This is a genomic window from Kribbella sp. NPDC050281 (genome assembly GCF_040655855.1).
Classification (GTDB): Bacteria; Actinomycetota; Actinomycetes; order Propionibacteriales; family Kribbellaceae; genus Kribbella.
Genome location: NZ_JBFAKS010000004.1, coordinates 129,723 through 152,284 on the forward strand (window position 1 = coordinate 129,723; position 22,562 = coordinate 152,284).

Annotated in this window: 21 protein-coding genes; 13 read left to right on the forward strand and 8 right to left on the reverse strand. The window is 67.6% G+C overall.

From position 1 onward, the window contains the following. Positions 1-217 precede the first annotated feature (217 nt). The 8 genes from AB0I34_RS06430 (at position 218) to AB0I34_RS06465 (ending at position 8,449) form a co-directional block, all read left to right on the forward strand. Positions 218-1,249: an acyl-CoA desaturase gene (locus AB0I34_RS06430; RefSeq protein WP_360440385.1), complete on the forward strand. Its 1,032-nt coding sequence runs from the start codon at positions 218-220 to the stop codon at positions 1,247-1,249. A gap of 113 nt (positions 1,250-1,362) precedes the next feature. Continuing rightward, on the forward strand, positions 1,363-2,754 hold the full coding sequence (locus AB0I34_RS06435; protein ID WP_360440388.1) for a M28 family peptidase: 1,392 nt from the start codon (positions 1,363-1,365) through the stop codon (positions 2,752-2,754). A gap of 50 nt (positions 2,755-2,804) precedes the next feature. Beyond that, positions 2,805-3,104 (forward strand): hypothetical protein, encoded by a 300-nt coding sequence (locus AB0I34_RS06440; RefSeq protein WP_360440391.1) that lies wholly within the window; start codon positions 2,805-2,807, stop codon positions 3,102-3,104. A gap of 11 nt (positions 3,105-3,115) precedes the next feature. Then, positions 3,116-3,883 carry an alpha/beta fold hydrolase gene (locus AB0I34_RS06445; protein WP_360440394.1) on the forward strand — a complete coding sequence of 256 codons (768 nt, stop codon included), beginning with the start codon at positions 3,116-3,118 and terminating at the stop codon, positions 3,881-3,883. Positions 3,884-4,111: 228 nt separating this feature from the next. After that, positions 4,112-4,843, forward strand: a complete 732-nt coding sequence (locus AB0I34_RS06450; RefSeq protein ID WP_360440397.1) for a PIG-L family deacetylase — start codon at positions 4,112-4,114, stop codon at positions 4,841-4,843. Positions 4,844-5,029: 186 nt separating this feature from the next. After that, entirely contained in the window at positions 5,030-5,596 is a 567-nt protein-coding gene (locus AB0I34_RS06455; protein WP_360440400.1) for a hypothetical protein, read from the forward strand. Next, positions 5,577-7,175 carry a HAMP domain-containing sensor histidine kinase gene (locus AB0I34_RS06460; RefSeq protein WP_360440403.1) on the forward strand — a complete coding sequence of 533 codons (1,599 nt, stop codon included), beginning with the start codon at positions 5,577-5,579 and terminating at the stop codon, positions 7,173-7,175. Before AB0I34_RS06455 ends, AB0I34_RS06460 begins: the two co-directional genes overlap by 20 nt. Continuing rightward, positions 7,172-8,449, forward strand: coding sequence for a hypothetical protein (locus AB0I34_RS06465; RefSeq protein WP_360440406.1), 1,278 nt, complete (start codon positions 7,172-7,174; stop codon positions 8,447-8,449). The genes AB0I34_RS06460 and AB0I34_RS06465 overlap by 4 nt, the downstream gene beginning before the upstream one ends. A 52-nt stretch (positions 8,450-8,501) precedes the next feature. Here AB0I34_RS06465 and AB0I34_RS06470 read toward each other — a convergent pair whose 3' ends face one another. From AB0I34_RS06470 to AB0I34_RS06480, 3 genes are read right to left on the reverse strand one after another with little or no spacing between them, the layout of a single operon-like run. Next, on the reverse strand, positions 8,502-10,250 hold the full coding sequence (locus AB0I34_RS06470; RefSeq protein WP_360440409.1) for an FtsX-like permease family protein: 1,749 nt from the start codon (positions 10,248-10,250) through the stop codon (positions 8,502-8,504). Further along, a complete protein-coding gene (locus tag AB0I34_RS06475) occupies positions 10,247-10,978 on the reverse strand; it encodes an ABC transporter ATP-binding protein (RefSeq protein WP_360440412.1) in 732 nt (243 codons plus the stop codon). The genes AB0I34_RS06470 and AB0I34_RS06475 overlap by 4 nt, the downstream gene beginning before the upstream one ends. Beyond that, positions 10,975-11,493 (reverse strand): PadR family transcriptional regulator, encoded by a 519-nt coding sequence (locus AB0I34_RS06480; RefSeq protein ID WP_360440415.1) that lies wholly within the window; start codon positions 11,491-11,493, stop codon positions 10,975-10,977. Before AB0I34_RS06480 ends, AB0I34_RS06475 begins: the two co-directional genes overlap by 4 nt. A gap of 90 nt (positions 11,494-11,583) precedes the next feature. On the opposite strand from AB0I34_RS06480, the gene AB0I34_RS06485 reads away from it, so the two are divergent. Next, a complete protein-coding gene (locus AB0I34_RS06485; protein ID WP_360440418.1) occupies positions 11,584-12,501 on the forward strand; it encodes an alpha/beta hydrolase in 918 nt (305 codons plus the stop codon). Here the strand turns inward: AB0I34_RS06485 and AB0I34_RS06490 are convergent. The 5 genes from AB0I34_RS06490 to mce all read right to left on the reverse strand — a co-directional run bounded on the left by AB0I34_RS06490 (position 12,498) and on the right by mce (position 18,998). Then, positions 12,498-13,988 (reverse strand): AI-2E family transporter, encoded by a 1,491-nt coding sequence (locus AB0I34_RS06490; RefSeq protein WP_360440421.1) that lies wholly within the window; start codon positions 13,986-13,988, stop codon positions 12,498-12,500. The two genes, AB0I34_RS06485 and AB0I34_RS06490, sit on opposite strands and share 4 nt — an antisense overlap. Continuing rightward, positions 13,985-15,991 carry a transposase gene (locus tag AB0I34_RS06495; RefSeq protein ID WP_360440424.1) on the reverse strand — a complete coding sequence of 669 codons (2,007 nt, stop codon included), beginning with the start codon at positions 15,989-15,991 and terminating at the stop codon, positions 13,985-13,987. Before AB0I34_RS06495 ends, AB0I34_RS06490 begins: the two co-directional genes overlap by 4 nt. A 104-nt stretch (positions 15,992-16,095) precedes the next feature. Further along, a complete protein-coding gene (ccrA, locus tag AB0I34_RS06500) occupies positions 16,096-17,427 on the reverse strand; it encodes a crotonyl-CoA carboxylase/reductase (RefSeq protein WP_360440427.1) in 1,332 nt (443 codons plus the stop codon). 137 nt (positions 17,428-17,564) lie between these two features. Continuing rightward, the gene (locus AB0I34_RS06505) at positions 17,565-18,467 is read right to left on the reverse strand and encodes a sensor histidine kinase (protein WP_360440430.1); all 903 of its coding nucleotides are present in this window, start codon (positions 18,465-18,467) and stop codon (positions 17,565-17,567) included. 99 nt (positions 18,468-18,566) lie between these two features. Next, positions 18,567-18,998, reverse strand: coding sequence for a methylmalonyl-CoA epimerase (mce, locus tag AB0I34_RS06510; protein ID WP_360440433.1), 432 nt, complete (start codon positions 18,996-18,998; stop codon positions 18,567-18,569). Positions 18,999-19,113: 115 nt separating this feature from the next. Between mce and AB0I34_RS06515 the strand changes: the two genes are divergently transcribed. The 4 genes from AB0I34_RS06515 to AB0I34_RS06530 all read left to right on the forward strand — a co-directional run bounded on the left by AB0I34_RS06515 (position 19,114) and on the right by AB0I34_RS06530 (position 22,562). Continuing rightward, positions 19,114-20,328: an acetyl-CoA C-acetyltransferase gene (locus AB0I34_RS06515; protein WP_360440436.1), complete on the forward strand. Its 1,215-nt coding sequence runs from the start codon at positions 19,114-19,116 to the stop codon at positions 20,326-20,328. Further along, entirely contained in the window at positions 20,328-21,284 is a 957-nt protein-coding gene (gene meaB / locus AB0I34_RS06520) for a methylmalonyl Co-A mutase-associated GTPase MeaB (RefSeq protein WP_360440439.1), read from the forward strand. Before AB0I34_RS06515 ends, meaB begins: the two co-directional genes overlap by 1 nt. A gap of 294 nt (positions 21,285-21,578) precedes the next feature. Further along, the gene (locus tag AB0I34_RS06525) at positions 21,579-21,737 is read left to right on the forward strand and encodes a hypothetical protein (protein ID WP_360440442.1); all 159 of its coding nucleotides are present in this window, start codon (positions 21,579-21,581) and stop codon (positions 21,735-21,737) included. A 108-nt stretch (positions 21,738-21,845) separates the two neighbouring features. Further along, positions 21,846-22,562, forward strand: a complete 717-nt coding sequence (locus AB0I34_RS06530) for a PH domain-containing protein (protein ID WP_360440445.1) — start codon at positions 21,846-21,848, stop codon at positions 22,560-22,562.

Here is a 22,562-nt window from a genome sequence, read left to right on the forward strand (position 1 = left end):
TGACGATGAACTCACTGCGTTCGTTCATGCCTCCATCATGACTGAGCGTGCGGGCCCGCTCAGTGGTGTTAGGTCCACTTCCGCGCTGGCGCTGCCTCCCCCGGGCATCCGGGTCGTAGCACTCGTGTGCTCGGCCGTTAGGGCGATGAGGCTTGATGACGTACGCTGGCCGCGGCTGTACGCCTAGGCCTCCCCCCGCTTCTGAGACGAGGACCTAATGGCTCAGCCAACCGTGTTGTCCCCTGCTACCCGCGGCAGTGACTTCTCCCCGCTGCTCCGCGAGATCAAGTCGGCCGGCCTGCTCGAACGCCGGACCGCGGCGTACGCGATGGCGATCGGGATCAACGTGGTGCTGATGGGCCTGATCTGGGCGGGAGCCGCGGTTCTCGGGAGCACCTGGTGGGTCCTGCTGCTCGCGATTCCGCTGGGCATCGTGACCACCCGGGCGGCGTTCTTCGGGCACGACGCCGGGCATCAGCAGATCGCCGGATCCCGCCGGCTGCACGACTGGATCGGCCTGGTGCACGGCAACCTGCTGCTCGGGATGAGCTACGGCTGGTGGAACGACAAGCACAACCGGCACCACGCGAATCCCAATCACACCGACAAGGACCCCGATGTCGGCGAGGGCGTGCTGGTCTGGACGCTCGAGCAGGCCGAGGGCCGCACCGGCCTGCACGGCTGGCTGTCCCGCAACCAGGCCCCGATCTTCTTCCCGCTGCTGACCCTGGAGGGCTTCAACCTCAAGGTCTCCAGCATCCGCTTCCTGCTCGGCCGCCCGCGCCGCGAGGCCCGGCTGGAGCTCGGCCTGATGGCCGCGCACCTGGTGCTGTACTTCAGCGCGCTGTTCCTGATCATGTCGCCCGGCCAGGCGGTGCTGTTCGCGCTGATCCACCACATGGTGTTCGGGCTGCACCTCGGCAGCGTGTTCGCGCCGAACCACAAGGGCATGGAGATGCCTGACGGCGACACCCAGTGGGGCCACCTGGAGAAGCAGGTTCTGACGTCCCGCAATGTCAACGGCGGCCTGGTGATCGACTGGATGATGGGCGGCCTGAACTACCAGATCGAGCACCACCTCTTCCCGAGCATGCCGCGCGCCAACCTCCGCTTCGCGCAGCCGATCGTGCGGGAGTACTGCGAACGCATCGGGATGCCGTACGTGAGCACGGGCCTGATCGATTCGTACCGGATGGGGTTGCGCCATCTGCACGAAGTGGGCAGCGAACTCCGCGAACAGCACGCCTGACCCGCGGGATTTCCCTGTCCTGCAAGAAAATCCTTCACGAGGGGGAGCGACCCAGTCGCAGATCGGTTACGGTCACTGGTCTCGGGGCCGCCCACCTTGTGAGGAGACCTTGTATGACCGAATCGTCCGGTTTGAGTCGTCGCGGCCTGCTCGGCGCCGTCGCTGGAGTCACGGCCGCCACGGCTCTTCCCGCCGCCCCCGCCTGGGCTGCGGACGACCAGCGACCCGGTGCGGTGAACCGCCCGAAGCTGGACAAGTACGACCGTCAGATCGTGTCCGGCCTGTCATCGGAGCGTGCGCTGCGCCACCTGCAGGTGTTGTCCGAACACATCGGCCCGCGGATCGGCGGGACCACGAGCGAGAAGCGCGCGGCCGACTACATCGCGGGCCAACTCGACGACTTCGGCTACCAGACCCGGCTCGAGCCGTTCCCGGTCGCCGACAAGTTCACCGCCCAGATCTTCGATGTTCGGGGCATCCTGCCCGATGACCTGAGCTGGCAGGCCGGTGCAGCGCCCGGCGGCAAGTTGGACGTCACGGTCGAAGGACCGGTCCGCGACGTCGGCGCCGCGACGGCTCCGGTCTGGCCGGCCGACGTTGCGGGGTCGATCGTGATCGCGGATGACACCACGGCCGCGCGTCCGGCTCTCGTTGCGGAGGCGGCGGCACGCGGAGCAGTGGGTGTGATCCTGCTGCCCGCCGACCAGGTGTTCCCGCGTCGCGCGTCGGCGTTCTCGCCGAGTGGTCTGACCGACGCGCCGATCCCGGTGCTCGGGGTGGCCCAGGTGCAGAAGCGGCTGATCCGGGAAGCACTCGCGGTGGTGAACTCGCTGCCGCTGCGGATCAGTACGACCTCCCATCGTGGCCTGGTGTCGAACAACGTGATCGGTGAGCGCCGTGGCCGCGGCGGCGCGAACTCGCCGATCGTGATGGTCTGCGGTCACTACGACTCGGTGATCGGCGCGCCGGGAGCCAACGACGACGGCTCCGGCACCGTGCTCACGATGGAGCTGGCCAAGGTGTTCAGCCGGATCTCCACCAACGCGACGCTGCGGTTCGCGCTGTGGGGGTCGGAGGAGCAAGGGCTGATCGGGTCGCGGTACCACGTCGCGCAGCTGGCGCAGGATCAGCGCGACCGGCATCGGGCGGTGTTCCAGAACGACATGGTCGCGACCAGTTGGGACCCGGCGATCACCTACTGGCTGCTGTCCTTCACCGGCCTGGCGAACACCGCGACGGACGCGGTCCGGGCGGCCGGTCAGCGGCTCGGGTACGACCCGCAGCTGGTCGGGCCGGTGCAGCGTGGTGCGTCCGACCACCAGTCGTTCCAGGAGGTCGGGATCGCGGCCGCCAACTTCTCCTGGCGTGGTGAGATCTCGCCGGCGTTCCTCGAGCCGCCGTACCACTCGCCCGAGGACACCATCGCGAAGAACGTCAGCCTCGAGCGTCTCCAGGTCTCGATGGAGCTGATCGGCTGCGCGGCGTACGCCGTCGCCCGGAGCTGAGCCTGCCTGGGCCGGGGTGACGTGGCTCATACGGATAGCCTTGCAGGGCTATGTCACCCCGGAACAGGAAACCGTCGAAGTGGCAGCGGCCCGTCAGCGACCGGCCGTTGCTCGGTGGCAGCCAGCTCCGGGAGGAGCGCGCCGACGGCGGGTGGATCGTCCGCCGGGTGTCCGGTTCCGCGTCCGGGAAGTCCTATCGCTGCCCGGGGTGCGACCAGCAGATCGCGCCCGGCACGCCACACGTCGTGGTGTGGCCGGAGAACCCCAGCCTGCTCGCCGCGATCGGCGGCGCTCAGTCCCTCGACGAACGCCGCCACTGGCACACCGCCTGCTGGCAGCGCCATCGCTGAAAGGCTCCCGCATGAAACTTCCGGTTGCGTCGTACGGCGACTCCGGTACGCCGGTCGTGGTCATGCACGGACTGTTCGGGTCCGGCCGGAACTGGATGACCGCGGCTCGGCGCCTCGCGAGTGCGCACCGGGTGTTCGCGTTCGACCTGCGCAACCACGGCACCTCGCCGCACACCGACACGATGAGCTACCCGGAGATGGCCGACGACGTCCGGGAGACGATCGAGTCCCTCGGGGCCGGGCCGGTCGCGCTGGTCGGGCACTCGATGGGTGGCAAGACCGCGATGCTCACCGCGCTGCGGTTCCCCCAGGTCGTCGAGCGCCTGGTCGTGGTCGACGCCGCGCCGGTCGCCTATCCGCCGGCCTTCGTCGAGTACGCCCAGGCGATGCGCAACGCCGATCTCTCGTCGGTCCAGCGCCGGGCTGACGTCGACGCCCAGTTGGTGGACGCCGTACCGACTCCTGGGACCCGTGCGTTCCTGCTGCAGAACCTGATCCTCGACGACGCCGGTGCCCGCTGGCGGCCGAACCTCCCGGTGATCGAGGCCGCGCTGCCGGCGATCTCCGGTTGGCCGGCTGACGTCGAGGGCCTGCACTACGACGGCCCGACGCTGTTCATCTACGGCGGCAAGTCGGAGTACGTCCAGCAGGACCACCGCGCGACGATCGCGTCGTACTTCCCCCAAGTCCAGTACGCCGAGGTTCCCGAGGCCGGTCACTGGGTCCACGCCGAGCGCCTGGACGACTTCCTCGCGGCGCTGACCCCCTTCCTGCCCTGAGGAGTCCGCCTGCTCGGTAGTGTCCGGGTCAACGATTGTCCGTAATCTATTGACCTTCACCTGACGACATCAGTAAGTTTTCAACCCAGTTCCTGCATGCCTCTGTGTGGTCCGCCGCGGCGCCGGCGGACCCGATCGGCTACCCGCGGTTCCTCGACCAGTTCCTGCTGTTCCAGAAGTACTGCGTGCGAGGCGTCGTACTGAGTGGCCTGAAGTGAGGAGACCCTTGTGACCAAAGCAGTGCTCGCCGTCGGGGCGCACATCGGCGACATGGACCTGACCGCGGGTCCGACCCTGGCGAAACTGGTTCTGGAGGGCGCGAGCGCCACCATCGTCGCGCTCACCCCGGGGGAGCGCGGTCACCCGCGGATGACCCCGTCGGAGTACAAGAAGCAGAAGATCGCCGAGGGCGAGGCCTTCGCCGCAGCGATCGGCGCCGACTTCCTGGTCCTCGACCACAGCGACGGCTTCCTCCCCGACTCCGACGACGTCGCGCTCGAACTCGCCACCATCATCCGCGACAAGCAGCCCGACACACTCATCGCGCACTGGAAACACAGCATCCACCGCGACCACGAACATGCGTCGAGCCTGGCCGAACGGGCCCGGTTCCTGGCCGGCCTCCCGTCGGACCAGGAGCTCGACGGCATGGAAGGGGCCGTGGGCAAGCTCGCCGCGCTCCCGCGGCACGGCGTCCGCTCGATCCTGCACGCAGAGAACTGGGAGGACATGGAAGGCTTCCAGCCGTCGATGTACGTCCCCATCCCCGACGAGGCCTTCTACCTCTGGGTTTCCGCCATCCGCCATCAGGCCTTCGCCCGTGGCGAAACCTACGGCTTCCGCTACATCGACTACTACACCGCGCTCATGACCACCCGAGGCTGCCTCGCCGGCTACCCCCGGGCCTGCGCCTTCCACACCAACCCCACTCCGGAGATCACCAAACTCGCCGGCCCGTAGGCACTTCCCGACCTGGGCCGCCAGAATCCAATAGTCGCCTTACCCGCAGTCGCCGGATCAATCGTTTGATCCGGCGACTGGTATTTCGCCGCGGCAACAATCATCACCGAGAAGGGCGATTCCTTGTTCCGAGGGGGCGACTCTGATGGCATTATGTTCGCACTCAGGCAGTGGGGGAGGGGTGCCATGGGGGCGATGCAGCTTGGCCGTCTTGCGCGTTCACCATCGAGCGGCGTGCCGGCGTCTGTCGTTGTCGATGATATTGAGATCAGCACGAATTCGAGAGACCGTGGTCGGCCAAGTCGTCCAGGCGCTCGGGCTGGAGGCACGGATGCGCCTGCGGGCGACCGAATCCGCGCCGCCCTCGACGCCATCGCTGTTTACGTTCCCGCTGAAGCCCTCGGTTTCTATGTGGCCGCCAGCGCTTTTATCGGTGCTCCGACGTTCGGGCAGGATGTTTTCGTCTTCACAGTGACGATCGTCATCGTCGGTGTGCTGGTCGTCCTGGCTCAACAACAGGGCCCCGGTCCGGAGAGATCGGCAAGGCGCCTTGGTCTGGCTTTGCTGTTCGCGATCGTCGGCGCTGCGCTGTACATGAGCGCGATGCCGTACTCGTTTGCACATCGCTGGAGTCCTTATACGCCGACCATGAGTGGGGTCGTGATACTCGCGGCGGCGATCCTGATGCCAGCGATCGGGGCGATCCTCGGGCTGACGGCCGGCGGCAAGGGCGATGATGGTCGGCATATCTGACCGGGAGGCGGTCGTTGAACTCGACCGAGCCGTCCATCGGTTCAACAAGGTGCACTCGTCCTATACGTTCGGCGTTGTTCTCCGAACCGAAGACGCCGAACCGACGCTTTTCAATCCACCCGGGTTCGAGCCACAGGTCGCGCTGGCCATCAAGAGCCTGGAGGAGACCCAGGACGATCCGAATCCTTCGATCGAGATCGATCTCTCACTGGAGCGGGACGAGCGCCGTACGCTCTTTGTCTATCGGCTCAACATCCCCAACCCTCGCCAAGGGGCGCCGCAGGCGGCAGCCTGGTGCATCGGACTTCCGAGGGAACGCGCCCAGGACTTTTTCCCGCTGCCTTTTCGCGACTTCGCGGCCTGGTGTATTGCCTACCTCTTGGCGGCCTACTCTCGCACGGACCCGTACTTCCTAATCGCTCGAGCCTTCCAGGTCGGGAGTGCGAAACTCGGCCTGTCGCTGCTGTGCAACCTGTCGGCCGCCGACGCGGCCATCCTCTGGATCTACAGGCCCAAGCCCAAGGTCTTCGAGACGCTTCAGGTGGTTGGAATGAGCCACGGGCGGCATCACCTCGGACTGGGTAAGGGGATCGTCGGTCAACTGTCTCCGACTCGATCGCAGATCCTCTTCGACAAGCGCGATCCCAACGGACTCAAGCCGTACCACCCGGACTTGTTCAAGACGGAGAACTGGGAGCGTTGCCAGGCTGTTGCCGTTCGCTCCCGGGGGTTGCTCCTCGGCGCACTGTCGCTCTATTGGAGCGAAAGTAGCCCGGCCGAGTACATGAGTCGCATCGATGCGTACCGGGTCAGCGACCTGGCCTACGGATTCCTGATCACGGAGTGGGCGCAGCTGCTCGTACTCGAGGCGGAAGACACCTACGAGAAGATGATTCGCCGCCTCACCCCTGCCCAGGCGCTCGTCCCGTTTCTTCATGATGTGCAGAAGGCTCTTCGTGAGGCAACGACCGCGATGACCAGCGCGGCGGTCATCCTCAACTCCTCGCCGAAGGAGCTGAATCGCGGGTTGAGTCAGCAACTGACCAGTGCGGCCGCGTTCGTGGACAATTGCATGAACAGAATGGGACGGCTCGCCCTTCTCCAGGAACGTCGCAGTGGCCGGCGGCGTGTTGATCTGCGCCGTCTCCTGGTCGACAATCGCAGTTTGATCGAGCTGCACAGCACTATCCGGATCGAGGTCAACCCCGGGAACAAACCGGTATTCGTGCAGGCCGACCGACTCGAGCTGGAGCGCGCCGTACTCAACCTGGTTTCGAATGCGGTGTACTGGACCGAGATGAAGACGATGGGGGAGCGTCGGGTAACGGTGTCCTTGAGGGCGACACGCGAGGACGCGATCATCGATGTCGAGGACACCGGAGTCGGAGTCGGGCCGGCCGTCAGAGACACGTTGTTCGAGCGGTTTGTCACCGGCCGCCCGGATTCGGGGACAGGGATGGGGCTTTTCCTGGCCAGAGAGACGATGCGCAACAATGGGGGAACTGTGGAATTTTCTGACCGCTATGGAGGGGGAGCGGTTTTCCGTCTCCGGCTACCACATTCGAAGGAGCCGGAGTGAGCGAGATCGATGCGGTTCTGGTCGACGACGCGGTCGGCTCGGCCTTCGTGCAAGGCGTGGTGCGTGGGGCTGCGCCACGAGGGATGCGAATTACTGCCGTGCCGTCCGAGGATGACCTGACGGCCGAACTCGCCCGGGACGAGGTCCAGGTCCTGATCGTGGACATGCGCATGCCGGTGTCCGCACGCCAGGTGGCCCGGGACGCGACCCGGAAGCGGCCCGATGTCGCTGTCTTCTTCTGGACGGAGTACGTCGGTGATCCTGAGTACGAGGATCTGGAACGTAGCCTGAACCCGCTGATTCGGTGCGCCAAGGGTGTGAAGGTTCCGAGGGCGGACTCCGACGGGGAGATTCTGGAGAGCTCTCTCATCACCCCAGTGCGGAACCTCGTGCACCGGCCGAATTCTGGCGCTCTCTCGGCTTCGTTGGGGTCGGCCGACGGGCGGGGCAGGTCCTCTCGAGCGTTCGCCCTCACTGTGGATGAAATGATGGACCTGAGCATTCCGTCGGCGCGATCGCTGGTCCGTGAGGCGCAGCAGCTATGCCGTGACGAGGTGCGCATCGTGTTCGAGAACTCGGACGCGGAATGGGTGCTGATCGCCGGGCCTGATATGGACGTCATTCGGTGGGGGGCTTCGCGTGCCAACCTGCCTGATTCGCGGCGGATGGCCGAACTCGGGCGACGTCATGGGCGTATGCCTTACTTGTTCAGACGGCCGATAGAGTCTGACGACATCACCCTGGGGAGTACCTGGTGCCCTTGTCCGCCGACCGACTTTTATCCGTGTCTCGGTATTGACGTACTGCAGGGCGACAGCAATACGTACCAAGTTCACTTCGACACCGGATCCCCACATACGCTCCTGTCGTACGAGACGTTGAGCGAATCCGGAGCGATCGATCAAGCGGGAAGTCTGGATGTCCGGGCCGGGATTCGCGAACCTGATCAGCCCTTCGAATACCTTGATCAGGAAGTGGACCTGCTCCTGTCCGACGGCTCGGAGTCCCAGCGCGTCAAGGTGCGGCCGCTGATCGTCTTCGAATGGGCGTTCAGCCCGTTCTCGCGGAGATGTCCCCACGGCAACTGTCCGGGAAGCCGGCCCGCGGACGGACGCTATCTGTGCGGACGCCGGGAGGCAGGACTGCTGGGGCGCGACATTCTCGTCGAGGGCACCTTGCAGGTGGTACTGGACGGCGCCAACCAACAGACACGCTTCTTGAGGCAGGGCTTGGAGCCGGACTTCCCAGAGCCTGGCCGGATCAAGGACTACTGACCCAGCACAAACAACCAACCCCGAAGCCTTCACTATCCTGCACCTGCTGGCCTCACTCGTAGCGGAGGGCTTCGGCGGCGGGGATGCGGGTGGCGAGGCGGGCGGGGAGGCTGGTGGCGAGGGCGACCAGGAGGATGGTTCCGATCGGGACGAGGGCGAGTGACCACCAGGAGGCGATCACCCGGTCCTCGCTGCTTCCGCCGGCGAATCCGTACACGGTGATGTAGAGCGCGATGCCCACCGGGATCGACACGATGACCGCGACGACGGCGAGCGCGACGTGGGCGCTGATCAGGCTCGACGCGATCTGCCGGGGTGTCAGGCCGACGGACTTCAGTACGCCGTACTCGCGGACGCGCTCGCGCACCGAGAGGAGGGCGACCGCGATCAGCGTCGTGACGGTGATCAGGAGGAGTACGGCGTCCAGGGTGTAGACGAGAACGGGCAGCTCACGCGGTACGTCGCTGACCTCGCCGGCGGCGCGGGCGTCGAGGTTCGCCTGCATCGAGAGCGCGAAGACGACGGCCGCGCCGGTGACCACGATCGCACCGGCCAGCCGCGTGGCTCGGTGTCGCCTGGTGACAAGGTCCTTGAGACCGAGCGACAACACGACCGGAAGGGTCGCCCGGCTGACCAAACGCCCGAGGCGTGTTCTCGACGCCGGTGCCGCCGAACCGGACTGGATCGCCTGCAGAACAGTGAACCCGGTGCCACGCCGGGCCGACGAGGCGGCGCTGCCGATCAGCACGATCAGCACAGGGCAGGCAGCGACGAGGAGATGCCACGGATTCATCGCGATCGTTGGCGACGCCACCATTGTCGCGACACTCGACGCGGCCAGCCGTGGCGCGAGCAGTACGCCGATCGCGAAGCCGAGCACCACCGCGACCAGCCCGAGCACGGCGGACTCGAGCGCGAATACGACAGTGATCTGGCGTGGCGTGACACCGACCGCCTTCAGCAGTCCGATCTCGCGGTGCTGCGCGCCGGCGCGAGCCGTAACCAGGATCGCCACCACCGCGAAGACCACGGCGAGCAAGACGATGGTGTACGTCGTCAGCACGAGCCGAGTGGGCGCTGCCTCTTGCAATGCACTGTCGCGCTGGTCCTGCCACGTTTCGAAGGCGGCGGTGCTCGGCGGCACGGCTCCAGCAGCCCGTACGGCGAAGTCCGGTGCGGCAGCCGGATCGGACAGACGGACGGCCTCGGTCCAGCGCCAGCGACCGGTGTCCGGCTGGACCTGCTCCAGCGTGGCGCGTGATACCCAGGCCAGCCCGGGATTCCGGCGGGGATAGCGCGGCTGGCTGGGCGACACCGCAGTACCGACGACGGTCAGCTCCACCGGGTCACCGGTCGTTGCCAGGCGCAACGTCGTACCGACGGTGAGACCGAGGGCGTCGGCGAAGCTGCGCTCGAGCACGATCCCATCCGCGGGTCGGCCTGCACCGTCGATCGGGACTGCTGTGTTCACGTGTGGCGCGGATGCCTGGCCGGCGAGTTGCAATCGGTCGGTCGTGCCGAGTACGGCGGCGTTGGCGTTCGGGATGGGCTCGTCTCGTTCGGCGACGCCGGGGAGGCTCGCGATCTTGTCCGCATCCGCCGCCGAGGCGAGGTTCGCGAGGACGTGGGCGCCGTTCGCGTCGGCGAAGGTCCGCTGCCACGGATCGCGGACAGTCGACCCGACCTCGAGCGCGAGCACGATGGTCGCGGCTGCGGCGGTGCAGAGCAGAACCGTCAGCGCGCTCGCGAGGAGCCGTGAGCGGAGTCCCGCGAACGCGAGCCTGACCAGGGTGAGCGTCATACCGGTCCGCCGGCGTCGAAGGGGAGCGTGACCGGTCGGGCCGATTGCAGTTCGGTGTCGTCGTTCACCAGCCCGTCGCGAAGGGTGATGACCCGATCCGCGGCGGCGGCGACGCGGGTGTCATGGGTCACCAGCAGCAGCGTCTGGCCCCGGTCGCGGGCGGCGCGGAGCAGGGCGAGCACCTCGCGGGACGAGGCCGAGTCGAGGTTCCCGGTCGGCTCGTCGCCGAGCAGGATGTCCGGCGTGTTCGCCAAGGCACGGGCGAGGGCGACGCGCTGTTGTTCTCCGCCGGACAGTTGGGACGGCGCCGCGTCGTACTTGTCGTCGAGACCGAGGTCGTCCAGCAGTCTGCTCGCGGTGTCTCGGGCTTCCTTCCGGTGCCGTCCGACCAGGAGGAGGGGCAGTTCGACGTTCTCGATGGCGGACAGGGTGGGCATCAGGTTGAAGAACTGGAACACGAACCCGACCTTCTGCCGCCGCATCCGCGCCAGCGCGGTCTCGCTCAACTGGTCGATCCGCTCGCCGCCGAGCCAGACCTCCCCGGCGGTCACGCGATCGAGCCCTGCCATCAGGTTGAGCAGCGTGGACTTCCCGCACCCGCTCGGCCCCACGATCGCAACGAACTCGCCCTTGCCGATCGTGAGGTCGATACCGCGGACGGCCAGGACCTGGGCGCCCCCGGTGTCGTAGGTCTTCGCGAGCCTTCGTGTCTCGAGCACCGGTGTCATGCCGGCTCCCGTTGCATCGGCAGTCGCTGCTCGATCAGGTCGAGCCACTCGAGGTCGGCCTTCAGATGCAGGATCGCGCCCTCGGCCAGCAGTTCGGCCGCGGGCCGGGACCCGTCGGCCGCCACCATCGCGTCGAGGTCGCGCAGGGACTGCAGGTACTCGCGCCGCTGCCCAGCGATCAGCGCCTTCGGCTCGGCCAGACCCGCAGACGCGAGAATCACCAGCTTCATGAAGAACTCGTCCTTCAGCCGCGTCCCCGGCACCGGCGTCTCGATCCATCCCGTCAGCGCGGCCCGCCCGGCGGCGGTGAGCTCGTACACCCGCTTGCGCCGGTTGTCGCCCTCGATGCTCTGCCCCACCACCAGCCCGTCCCGCTCGAGCCGCGCCAGCGTCGAGTAGATCTGCCCGGCGTTCAGCGCGGGCAGCAGCTCCCCGAACTCCTGCTCGAGGGCTTGCTTGATCTCGTACCCGTACCGGCTCTCGTCAGCCAGCAACGCAAGAAACAACGACCGCATAGATAGCAAGAATATATACCCGCTACCTATCTGTCCAGACCTGCTCGTGGACTACATTCCGACAGGTTGATCGAGCTGTGGAGGGGATCGTTGAGTACGTCATACTCGCCGTCGGACAAGGTGGCGGTTGCGTTCGAGGCACTTGTCGACGAGGAATGTGAGCGGCGTGAGCTCGACCGGGGCGGTCGGGTACTGCGGTGGCTCGAGGCGGGTGACGGGCCGCACACGGTCTTGTTCGAGGCCGGCGCGATGTCGCCGGCCGCCGGGTTCGCGGCCGTGTTCCACGCGCTTGCCCCCGACTATCGGGTGATCGTCTATGACCGAGCCGGGTACGGCGCCAGTGATCCGGCGCCGCTCAGCCTGGATCTGCAGCTCGGGGATCTGTTGGCTGTGCTCGAGGCGGTTGGCCCAGGTGTTGTTGTCGGGCACAGCTGGGGTGGTCTGCTGGCGCAGTTGGCCACCTGGGCGAGGCCCGAACTGGTCGGCGGCCTGGTGCTGCTCGACCCCTCACACGAGATCTTCTGGTCGGAGCCTCTCGCTGGAGACGGTCGCGCGGAGGTGAGCCGGCACCCGAGCCGGACCGTGCCGGCGAGCGAGGATCCGCGGAGTGCGGATGTGCTGAAGTTCGGTCGCGAACTGGCCACTGACGTCGCCCGGAGCGTCCGAGGCGATGAGCGCCTCCAGCCTCTGCTGATCGAGGCGTGCCTGTCCTACCTGGAGACGGACGAGCAGCTGTTCACGTACCTCGACGAGTTCCCGATGATCCTCGACCACGTCGACGACCTGGCCGCCCGCCGTGCGCAGGGTGTCTGGCCGGAGCTACCGGTTGTGGTGCTCACGGCCACCAAGGGCAGACCCGCGGACAGCACCGAGCAAGTCACCGCGGTCCTGGACGAACTGGTTGCCATAGTCAACGGTCGCCACACCGTCGTCCCCGACTCCGGCCACTACCTCCACCTCGACCGCCCGGACCTCGTCGTACAGGCGGTCAGAGACGTAACCCCTTAGGAATCGTCGGCTTTGCGGACCCAGACCTCTCGGATGATGAGGAGGATGGCGGCGGCGGAGGGGATGGCCAGGAGGGCGCCCACTACGCCTAGGAGGGCGCCGCCGATGAGGGCGGCGATGACGGTGACGGCGCCGGGGATGTCGACGGCTCGGCGCATGATGCGCGGGGCGATGACGTAGTTCTCGATCTGCTGGTAGATGATCCCGTACGCGAGACAGGCGACACCGGTCCACAGGCTGTCGGTGAAGCCGATCAGGGAGACGAGGACGACGCCGATCAGGCCGCCGACCATCGGGATGAACGCGGTGAACATGACCACGATCGCCAGCGCCACGGCGTACTCGCGCAGACCGACGATCTCCAGGAACACGAACATGCAGAAGCCCGCGCAGAGGGCGACCGTGAACTGGCCGCTGACGTAGCCGCCGACCCGGGCCAGCACCTCGTCGCCGAGGATCGAGACGCGAGTACGCCGGGTCCGCGGGACCAGGCTGTACGCCGCGCGCTTGACCGACGGGAGCGAGGCGAGGAAGTACAGCGTCAGGATCAGGATCGTGAACGTGTTGAACAGCGCGTTCGCGACCACCTTGCCGACACCGAGGATGCCGCCGAACGCGCGCTGCGCCAGGGCCGGGTCCTGGATGTAGTCCTTGGCCTTCTGGACGTAGTGGTAGCGGTTGTCGAGTTCGTCCAGCGTCTTCGACTTCTGCACCAGGTCGAGCCACTGGGGTGCGTTCCTGATCAGGCTGTCGATCTGGTCGGTGACCACCGGCACGATCGCGAACCCGACGCCGGCGACCGCGAGGATCATCAGCAGGAACACGACGGCGACGGACAGACCGCGCTTCAGGCCGCGGCGCATGAACCACTCGACCAGCGGGTTCAGCCCGACGGCGATGAACATCGAGACCAGCAGCAGGATCAGGACCGAGCTAGCCCGGCCGGCCGCGTTCCACAGACCCCAGGCGACCAGTACGCCGAGTGCCGCGAAGAACCCGAACATGAACGGGCTCGAGCGCCGCAACGGCGGACCGGGCAGGCCCATGCCGACGTCCGGGTGCCGCTCCTCGATCAGCAGTTCGTTGGCGAGATCGTCGTCCGCCTTGTCCGCCGGAGCCTTGGCATCCTCCGCCGACTCCTCAGCCTCTCCAGCCGCCGCACCCGCCTTGTCCGCAGACTCATCGGCTTTGTCGGCGGACTCGTCGGCCTTGTCTGCCGACTTGTCGGCTTCGTCCGCGGACTCATCGGCTTTGTCTGCCGCCTTGTCGGCTTCGTCGGCCGATTCGTCGGCTTTGTCCGCTGACTGGCTTGCTGCGTCGGCTGATCCGTCCGCCTGCTCGGCGGACTTTGCTGCCGCATCGGCGGAGTGGTCGGCTTTGTCCGCGGCCCGTTCTGCTTCGGCGGCGGCCTCCTGCGCTTCGCGGGTTGCCTCGGCGAGGTCCCGGTCGGGGGTTGTGGTGGAGGTGTCGTCGCCGGCTGGCGTCACGTCGTTTTGTCCTTCGGGGATCGCGAGCCCGTCTTGGCCTCGTCGGTCTTCTTCTCGTCGGCCAGGCCGTTCGGCCGAGCCTGCGTCTGAGTCTCCTCCGACACCAGGTCATCCAGCCTGAACTCGTCGATCCTCGTCGAGTCCGCCGGCTCGTCGTCGTCCGCCTTCGAATCGTCCGCCTTCGAACCGGTCGCCTTGGAATCGGCGCCCGTCGAGTCGGAACCCTTCGAGCCAGCAGGCTTCGAATCGGCAGCCTTGGAGTCAGCAACCTTCGAGTCGTCGTCGGCCGATGCCGTGGACGCCTTGGACGACGCAGACCGGGAGGACGCGCGAGCGGTCGACGCGCCAGAGGTCGACGACCCCGAGTTCGACGCGGCCGAGGTGGACGCGGCAGGAGTGATCGAAGCCGACGTGGACGACGATGCGGAGGTGGACGTGGAGGAGTCGGACTCGTCGGCCGGGCCGCCGGCAGTCTTGCTCACCAGGTCGTCGGTGTCCTTCGGGTCGACCCGCAGGGCGGTGTCGATGCGCGTCTCGTCGACCCGTGCATCACCCGCACCCAGCCCGACGAACGGGCTCGCTCCGGTGAACGGTCCCTCCCCACCCTCGGCGTACGACGCCTCACCCGACGCCGGCGCAGACGTCGCGAACGGGCTGTCCCCCTTGGGCGCAAACGGGCTCTCGCTCTTCGGTGCGAACGGGCTGTCGTCCTTCGGCGCGAACGGGGCGTCGTCCTTCGCAGCGAAGGGGCTCTCGTCCTTCGCAGCGACCTGGCCGGCAGTCGACGGTGCGTCGAACGGGCTCGGGGCGGGTGCCTCCGGCGGTGCCGCGAACGGGCTGGGCGCCGGGGCGTTCTGCGGCCCGGACAGGGGGTTGCTGGACGGCCCGCTCAGCGGGTTCGGCGACTCCGCCTGCTGGCGGTTGAAGGGGCTGACGTACGTCGGGGCCGCGGTCTCGGAGTCGAGTTCGGCGGCCTGGCGGGCGATGTTGCTGGCGATCTCGTTCAGACCCGCGATCTGGGTCAGGATGCCGTCGCGGCGCTTCGCGAGCCGCTCGGTCTCCCGGGCGACGACCGTGCGCGACCGCTCCGCCTCGTCCGCGGCGTTCGCGAGCTCCGATTCGGAGCGGGTCCGGGCGGTGGTCAGCAACTGCTCGGCCTCGCGCCGCGCCCGGGTGATGGTCCGCTCGGCCGACTCCTCGGCCTCGGCGCGGATCTTGCGGGCCTGCTCGGTCGCCTCCGCCACGCGGCGCTCGGAGGCCTCGGCGGCCTCGCGCATCTGGGTGGTGAGGTTCTCGGTGTCGGCCGCGATCTGCTGGTGCTTGTCGGCGAGCTCCTTGGCCTGCTGCTCACGCTCGTCGGCGAGCCGGGCCCGCAGCGCGGCGGACTCGCGCTGGATCGCCGTCCGGATCTTCTCCGCCTCGTGCAGGGCACCGTTCTTCAGCGTGCTGGCCTGCGACTCGGCGGTCAGCTGCAGCTGCTCGGCCTTGCGCCGCGCGGCCTGCAGGACCTCGGAGCCCTCGGTCTCCGCGGTACGGCGCAGCTCGGCGGCATCGCCCTCGGCGGTCCGGCGCAGGCTGTCGGCCTCGTTCAGCGCGACCGAGCGGATGTCCTCGGCCTCGCGGTCACCGGTCGCCCGGGCCGCGGAGGCCTCCTTGGCTGCCGTGCTGCGCAGCTCGTCGGCCTCGCGGCGGGCCTCCTCGAGCGCCTCGGACGCCTGGTCCTGGGCGAGCCGGAGGATCTGCGCGGCCCGGTCGCCGAGTCCGGCGTACGACGGGTTGGCGCTGGCGTCGAGCTGACGCCGGGTCTCCTCCAGTTGCCGCTGCATCGGCGCGACACTGCCCTGGAGCTCATCGGCTCTGTTACGGGCCTCGACGAGTTGCATCTCCAGCGCGCGGACATAGTCGTCCACGGCCTGCTTGTCGTACCCACGTCGACTGACCGGGAAGCCCCCGGCCGCTGTCGCCGTACGGTCGAAAAATGGCAGGCTCGACTCGTCAGGCATTCCCGAGATTCCCTTCTGGCGGCTCACTGAATCCCCCACCTTAAGCCTGTCAGAACTCGGGCGTAACCAGCCAATCGGGCCCCTGGGACGACCCGGCCCAACCGTTACCTGTTACGGAAGCGATTGATGGCGGCCTCGTGCTCGGCCCGCAGCGTCGGATTACGGACGCCGAGGCCCTCGCTCGGGGCCAGGGTGAGGACGCCGACCTTGCCCTGGTGCAGGTTGCGATGGACGTCGTACGCCGCCTGGGCGGTGTCCTCGAGCGGATAGACCTTGCTGACCGTCGGGTGGACCATGCCCTTGGCAATCAACCGGTTCGCCTCCCAGGCCTCCCGGTAGTTGGCGAAGTGAGAGCCGATGATCCGCTTCAGGTTCATCCACAGGTACCGGTTGTCGTACTCGTGCATGAAGCCGGACGTCGACGCACACGTCACGATCGTCCCGCCGCGCCGGGCGACGTACACCGACGCCCCGAACGTCTCCCGCCCCGGGTGCTCGAACACGATGTCGGGATCGTCGCCACCGGTGAGCTCACGGATCCGGGCCCCGAACCGCTTCCACTCCTTCTGGTCCTGTGTGGTCTCGTCGGCCCAGAACTTGTACCCCTCGGCCGACCGGTCGATGATCAGCGACGCCCCCATCGCCCGGCAGATCTCCGCCTTCTCCGGCGACGACACCACGCACACCGGGATCGCCCCACCGTTCAGCGCGAACTGCGTCGCGTAGGAACCCAGCCCGCCCGACGCACCCCAGATGAGTACGACGTCGCCCTGCTTCATGTCGGCGCCGTTCGCCGACACGAGCTGCCGGTATGCCGTGCTGTTCACCAGACCAGGGGACGCGGCCTCCTCCCAGGTGAGGTGCTCCGGCTTCGGCATCAGCTGGTTCGACTTCACCAGCGCGAGCTCGGCCAGACCGCCGAAGTTCGTCTCGAAGCCCCAGATGCGCTGCTCGGAGTCGAGCATCGTGTCGTTGTGCCCGTCGGGCGACTCGAGCTCGACGGACAGGCAGTGTGCGACCACCTCGTCGCCCGGCTTCCACGCGTTCACGCCGGGCCCGGTCCGCAGTACGACGCCGGCCAGGTCGGAACCGACCACGTGGTAGGGCAGGTCGTGGCGGGCCGTCAGCGGGGACAGCTTCCCGTACCGCTTCAGGAACGCGAACGTCGACACCGGCTCGAAGATCGACGTCCACACGGTGTTGTAGTTGATCGCGCTCGCCATCACCGCGACCAGCGCCTCACCCGGCCCGAGCTCGGGCGTCGGTACGTCGTCCAGGTGCAGGCTCTTGCGCGGATCCTTCTCCTTGCTGTCCAGACCCTCGAACATCGTCGCCTCGTCGGCGTGCACGGTGATGCCGCGGTAGTGGTCCGGTACGTCGAGTTCGCCAACGGCCGTGGTGTCACCGGACAGAATCGCTTCGAGGATCTGCTTCACGTCGTACCTCCTGCAGCGGCGGTCTGGGTGAGCGGAACTTACCGCTGAGTATGCACGTCTGGCTGTGCCTTGTAACACAGGCACGGGTGGGTGAGACGACCGTCACTTTTGCAGTCCACCGTTGTCAGTGGTCTTACTCAGCGCAGGCGCGTGGAGAGCCGCACCTGGGTGAAGTCGTCGCCCGAGCGCAGCTGGACCAGATCGCACAGCTGGTTCGCGAGCCACACGCCCCGGCCGCCGAGTTCGTCGAGTGGTGGCAGCACGCGTCCGACCAGCAGGTCGTCGATCCGCCCGTGGTCTGCGACGTCGCAGACCAGTGAGCCGTCCTCGATCCAGACCGACAACGTCCCACTGCCGCCGCCGAACAGGATGCTGTTCGTGCAAATCTCGTGCAGCGCCAGCTCCAGGTCGTCCGTCCGATCCCGCGACACCCCGTGCGACAACGCCCGCGCATTGACCCATTGCCGGATCTGCGCAAGCTCGCCGCGTCCGAACTCCCACCGCTCGGCCCGATCCGGTACGTCGGGCAGCGCGGTGCGGAATGTCTTCTCTGCAAGGCCTTCCGGCACCGAGTGGGTCACCGTCGGATCGATCCCGACGGCCGCATCGTACGGACAGCGCAGCCGGAAGCCGACGGCGTCGGCGAAGGCCACCGACAGCAGAGCCTCGTGCAGCAAGGCTTCCTCGTACTCCGCTGCCGTCCGGCCCGCGTACGCCGGTTCGCCGAGCCCACGGACCGCTCGGCCAGGATGCTGATCGAGGATGTCGCGCCAGAACGGAATGATCCGCGCGGGGTTGTGGCCGGCGACTGTCATATCGATAAAACGCACCTGGTCGGCCGCCTCGCCGAGTGCCTGGCGCAGCTCGGCAATCCGCTCCGGGGGCAGTGCGACCACGACCTTCTCACCGGCAGCCAGGCCGTCACGGACGTACGGCGCCGCGGAAAGCACGAACTCCTCGCCAGAGGTATAGACGAAGGCGTCGTGCCGGAACCCCGCGTGCGCACCGCCCAGAGAGTCGGTGGCGCTGTCCTTCAGCACCCGCTCAGCCTAGTCCGGCGATCGCCACCGAGTAACGCATCGGGGCGCGCCGTCACCCGGTGTTCGAGACCCGTAACAGACCGGTCGTTCAGGCCGGGTTCAGGCCGGCTCGACGAGCTCGACCAGCACGCCGCCGGCCGAGCGCGGATGGATGAAGTTCACCCGCGAACCGGCGGTGCCACGGCGCGGCTCGTCGTACAGGAGTTCGGCGCCGCGCTCGCGCAGGGTCGCCGAGACCGCGTCGAGGTCGCTGACCCGGTAGGCGAGTTGCTGGATGCCCGGCCCGCGCTGGTCCAGGAACTTCGCGATCGGTGAAGAGTCCGACAGCGGGGCGAGCAACTGGATCGACGAACCCGAGTCGCCGACCGACAGCATGGCCTCGCGCACGCCCTGCTCCTCGTTGATCTCCTCGTGCGCGACCGTCATGCCGAACACCTCGGCATAGAACCGGACCGCCTCGTCGAAGTCGGCCACGGCAACACCCACGTGGTCGATCGCGTCGAACAAGGTCCCGGTGACGGTGCTCTTCATAGCGCCAGAGTGGCGCAGCCGGCCGCCGGAATCCATGGAAAGTGGCAGAGCTGACACCACGCGTGTGACTTGATCGACAGCGGCGTACCAGTGCTGTCGCAGGTATCGTGACAACATGTCTGACGCCACCCGTAGTTCAGCGAACACCACTGTCATAGTCGCCGGCGCGCGGACCCCGATCGGGCGGCTGCTGGGTGGCCTCAAGGGCTTCACCGGCGCCGAGCTCGGCGGGTTCGCGATCAAGGGCGCACTGGAGAAGGCCGGCGTCGCGCCGGACCAGGTCGAGTACGTGATCATGGGCCAGGTGCTGCAGGCCGGCGCTGGTCAGATCGCTGCCCGACAGGCCGCGGTCAAGGCCGGCATCGCTATGAACGTCCCGGCCATCACCATCAACAAGGTCTGCCTGTCCGGCCTGAACGCGATCGCGCTCGCGAGTCAGCTGATCCGCGCCGGTGAGTACGACATCGTCGTCGCCGGCGGGATGGAGTCGATGACGAACGCGCCACACCTGCTGCCGAAGTCCCGCGAGGGCTTCAAGTACGGCGACACCACCCTGGTCGACTCGATGGCGTACGACGGGTTGTGGGACGCGTTCACCGACCAGCCGATGGGGGCGCTCACCGACCAGGCCAACAACGAGGGCCTGAAGCTCAGCCGCGAGGAGCAGGACGAGTTCGCCGTGCGCTCGCACCAGCGGGCCGCCGAGGGCTGGAAGAACGGTCTGTTCGCCGACGAGGTGATCCCGGTCGAGGTGCCGCAGCGCAAGGGCGACCCGATCGTGGTCGACAGCGACGAAGGCGTCCGCAGTGACACCTCCGTCGAGGCGCTGGCCAGGCTGCGTCCGGCCTTCGGCAAGGACGGCACGATCACGGCCGGGTCGTCGTCGCCGATCTCCGACGGCGGCTGTGCCGTGGTGGTGATGAGCAAGGCGAAGGCCGAGGAGCTCGGGTTGAGCTGGATCGCCGAGATCGGCGCCCACAGCTCGGTGGCCGGGCCGGACTCGACGCTGCAGAGCCAGCCCGCGCACGCGATCGCGAAGGCGTGCCAGAAGGAAGGCATCGAGCCGGCCGCGCTCGACCTGATCGAGATCAACGAGGCGTTCGCGTCGGTCGGGATCGCGTCCACGCGGGAGCTGAAGGTCGACCCGGACAAGGTCAACGTGAACGGCGGCGCGATCGCCGTCGGACACCCGATCGGGATGTCCGGTGCCCGCCTGGTCCTGCACCTCGCGCTCGAGCTGGGCCGGCGCGGCGGTGGCGTCGGCGCGGCCGCGCTGTGCGGTGGCGGTGGCCAGGGCGACGCGCTCATCGTCCGGGTCCCGAAGAGCTGATGCCGCGCCGGACCGCACCGGTCTCGGAGCTGGTCGAGCGGGCCCGGGAGGGTGACTCCCGGGCCGTCGCCCGGCTGATCTCACTGGTCGAGGACGAATCGCCGTTGCTGCGTGAGGTGATGGCCGCCCTGTCGCCGTACGCCGGTCATGCGCACATCGTCGGCATCACGGGCTCACCCGGCGTCGGGAAGTCCACGTCGACGTCGGCGCTCGTCACGGCGTACCGGGAGACCGGAAAGCGGGTCGGTGTGCTCGCGGTCGACCCGTCGTCACCGTTCTCCGGTGGTGCGCTGCTCGGGGACCGGGTGCGGATGCAGGACCACGCGACCGACTCCGGGGTGTTCATCCGGTCGATGGCCTCGCGTGGGCATCTCGGTGGACTGGCCTGGTCGACCCCGCAGGCGTTGCGGGTGCTCGACGCGGCCGGGTACGACGTCGTCCTGGTGGAGACCGTCGGTGTCGGCCAGTCCGAGGTGGAGATCGCCGGGATGGCGGACACGACCCTCATCCTGCTGGCGCCGGGGATGGGTGACGGGATCCAGGCGGCGAAAGCCGGCATCCTCGAGGTCGGCGACATCTACGTGGTGAACAAGGCCGATCGCGACGGCGTGCAGAACGTCACCCGCGACCTGCGGCACATGCTCGCGCTGGCCGAACGGCCCGAAGGCGCCTGGTCGCCGCCGATCCTGAAGACCGTTGCCTCGCGCAACGAAGGGGTCGACGAGGTGGTGGCGGCGATCGAGGATCGGCTGGCCTGGATGCGGTCCAACGGCGTCCTGGACGAACGGCGCCGGAGCCGCGCCCGGGACGAGATCGAGGCGATCGCGATGACCGCACTGCGGTCGAGATTCGCGCACCTGCACGGCGACGCGCGGCTCGACGTACTGGCCGCCAAGGTCGCCGAAGGCAACACCGACCCGTACACGGCCGCGGACGAGTTGATCGCGGCGCTCTGATCAACGCCACGTGCAACACCCGACCACGGACTGTCACATTGTGTCTTTCCCTGGCGTTCATCCAATGGTTGTTCCGAAATCGGGCAAACTCCGCAGGATTTCCGGAGTACGGTGCGATGGACGTCTCACGGCGGCGCGCCGGTGGGTGCCATGCCCCCGAATCCGTTACAGAATGGACCTTGTAGCTGGTGAGCATTGTGCGGTGGGCTGTGTTCAGTCAGTGACAATTGGTGACGGTCCGTGATACAAACTCAAACACAGTCGACCGAGTGGTTGCGAACGAGGAGTGGTGACATGCCGAAGAAGCTGTTGATCTGGTCGGTCATCGCGTTTGCCGCCTTCTATCTGTTCACTCAGCCAGCGAACGCCGCCGATGCGGTGGGAGGCGCGTTCTCCGCTATCGGCGACGCGTTCTCGAGTGTGATCACCTTCTTGACCGCGCTCTTCAGCTGATCTGCACTCCGAGTGTCCCGTTACGAGCAATCGTGCGGGACACTTGGCTGTACGGGCCGCGGAGCGGCCGGCTGCGATGGCCAGAGAGGGTGGTAGGGGAGTGAGTGGATGGCCGGCATAGGCCTGTTCCGGATCTTCGACCCGAAGGTCCGCAAGCACCTGATCGCGGACGAGGGCGAGGTCGTCATCGACGAGGTCCGGCAGCACTGGGTGGTGTATTCGGTGCCGATGCTCGAGGTCGCGCTGGCGACCGCCCTGCTGATCGCGATGGTGACCACGCCGATCGGCGGCCAGCCCATCGTGCTGGCGCTCGTCCTGGTGCTGCTCTCGCATGCCTTCTGGCAGTTCCTCACCCACCACCGGGACCGGTTCGTGGTCACCAACATGCGGGTGATGCGGATCCGTGGCGTCTTCTCCCAGACCGTCGCGACGACTCCGATCGCGCGGGTCCTCGACATCACCCTGAAGAAGCCGAGCATCGGCCGGATCCTCGGGTACGGCCACTTCGTGTTCGAGTCCGCGGCGCAGGACCAGGGCTTCCGCGAGATCAGGTGGGTCAGCCGTCCCGACGACCGTGACCTGACCATCCAGCGCGTGATCCAGCGCACGGGTCTGCGCGCGTCGGCCAGCGTCGACGTGGTGGAGGGCGACGACGACTCCGACGACGATGGCACCGGTCCGATCGGGATGGACTCCGCGCAGGAGATCACCACCACGGTGCCCGCACCCGCGCCGGCGCGGCGCGGTGGTCCGCCACCCTCCTCGGGTTCGGCGTCGAAGTCGATCTTCAACAGCGAGCGTGGCAACTGGACCGACGAGGACTGA

What these genes read in the sequence shown, in the direction of transcription:
- AB0I34_RS06430 (WP_360440385.1), top strand. Translation starts at nt 218, where the DNA reads ATGGCTCAGCCAACCGTGTTGTCCCCTGCTACCCGCGGCAGTGACTTC.
- AB0I34_RS06435 (WP_360440388.1), top strand. Translation starts at nt 1,363, where the DNA reads ATGACCGAATCGTCCGGTTTGAGTCGTCGCGGCCTGCTCGGCGCCGTC.
- AB0I34_RS06440 (WP_360440391.1), top strand. Translation starts at nt 2,805, where the DNA reads ATGTCACCCCGGAACAGGAAACCGTCGAAGTGGCAGCGGCCCGTCAGC.
- AB0I34_RS06445 (WP_360440394.1), top strand. Translation starts at nt 3,116, where the DNA reads ATGAAACTTCCGGTTGCGTCGTACGGCGACTCCGGTACGCCGGTCGTG.
- AB0I34_RS06455 (WP_360440400.1), top strand. Translation starts at nt 5,030, where the DNA reads ATGGGGGCGATGCAGCTTGGCCGTCTTGCGCGTTCACCATCGAGCGGC.
- AB0I34_RS06460 (WP_360440403.1), top strand. Translation starts at nt 5,577, where the DNA reads ATGATGGTCGGCATATCTGACCGGGAGGCGGTCGTTGAACTCGACCGA.
- AB0I34_RS06470 (WP_360440409.1), bottom strand. Translation starts at nt 10,250, where the DNA reads ATGACGCTCACCCTGGTCAGGCTCGCGTTCGCGGGACTCCGCTCACGG.
- AB0I34_RS06475 (WP_360440412.1), bottom strand. Translation starts at nt 10,978, where the DNA reads ATGACACCGGTGCTCGAGACACGAAGGCTCGCGAAGACCTACGACACC.
- AB0I34_RS06480 (WP_360440415.1), bottom strand. Translation starts at nt 11,493, where the DNA reads ATGCGGTCGTTGTTTCTTGCGTTGCTGGCTGACGAGAGCCGGTACGGG.
- AB0I34_RS06495 (WP_360440424.1), bottom strand. Translation starts at nt 15,991, where the DNA reads ATGCCTGACGAGTCGAGCCTGCCATTTTTCGACCGTACGGCGACAGCG.
- mce (WP_360440433.1), bottom strand. Translation starts at nt 18,998, where the DNA reads ATGAAGAGCACCGTCACCGGGACCTTGTTCGACGCGATCGACCACGTG.
- AB0I34_RS06515 (WP_360440436.1), top strand. Translation starts at nt 19,114, where the DNA reads ATGTCTGACGCCACCCGTAGTTCAGCGAACACCACTGTCATAGTCGCC.
- meaB (WP_360440439.1), top strand. Translation starts at nt 20,328, where the DNA reads ATGCCGCGCCGGACCGCACCGGTCTCGGAGCTGGTCGAGCGGGCCCGG.
- AB0I34_RS06525 (WP_360440442.1), top strand. Translation starts at nt 21,579, where the DNA reads ATGCCGAAGAAGCTGTTGATCTGGTCGGTCATCGCGTTTGCCGCCTTC.
- AB0I34_RS06530 (WP_360440445.1), top strand. Translation starts at nt 21,846, where the DNA reads ATGGCCGGCATAGGCCTGTTCCGGATCTTCGACCCGAAGGTCCGCAAG.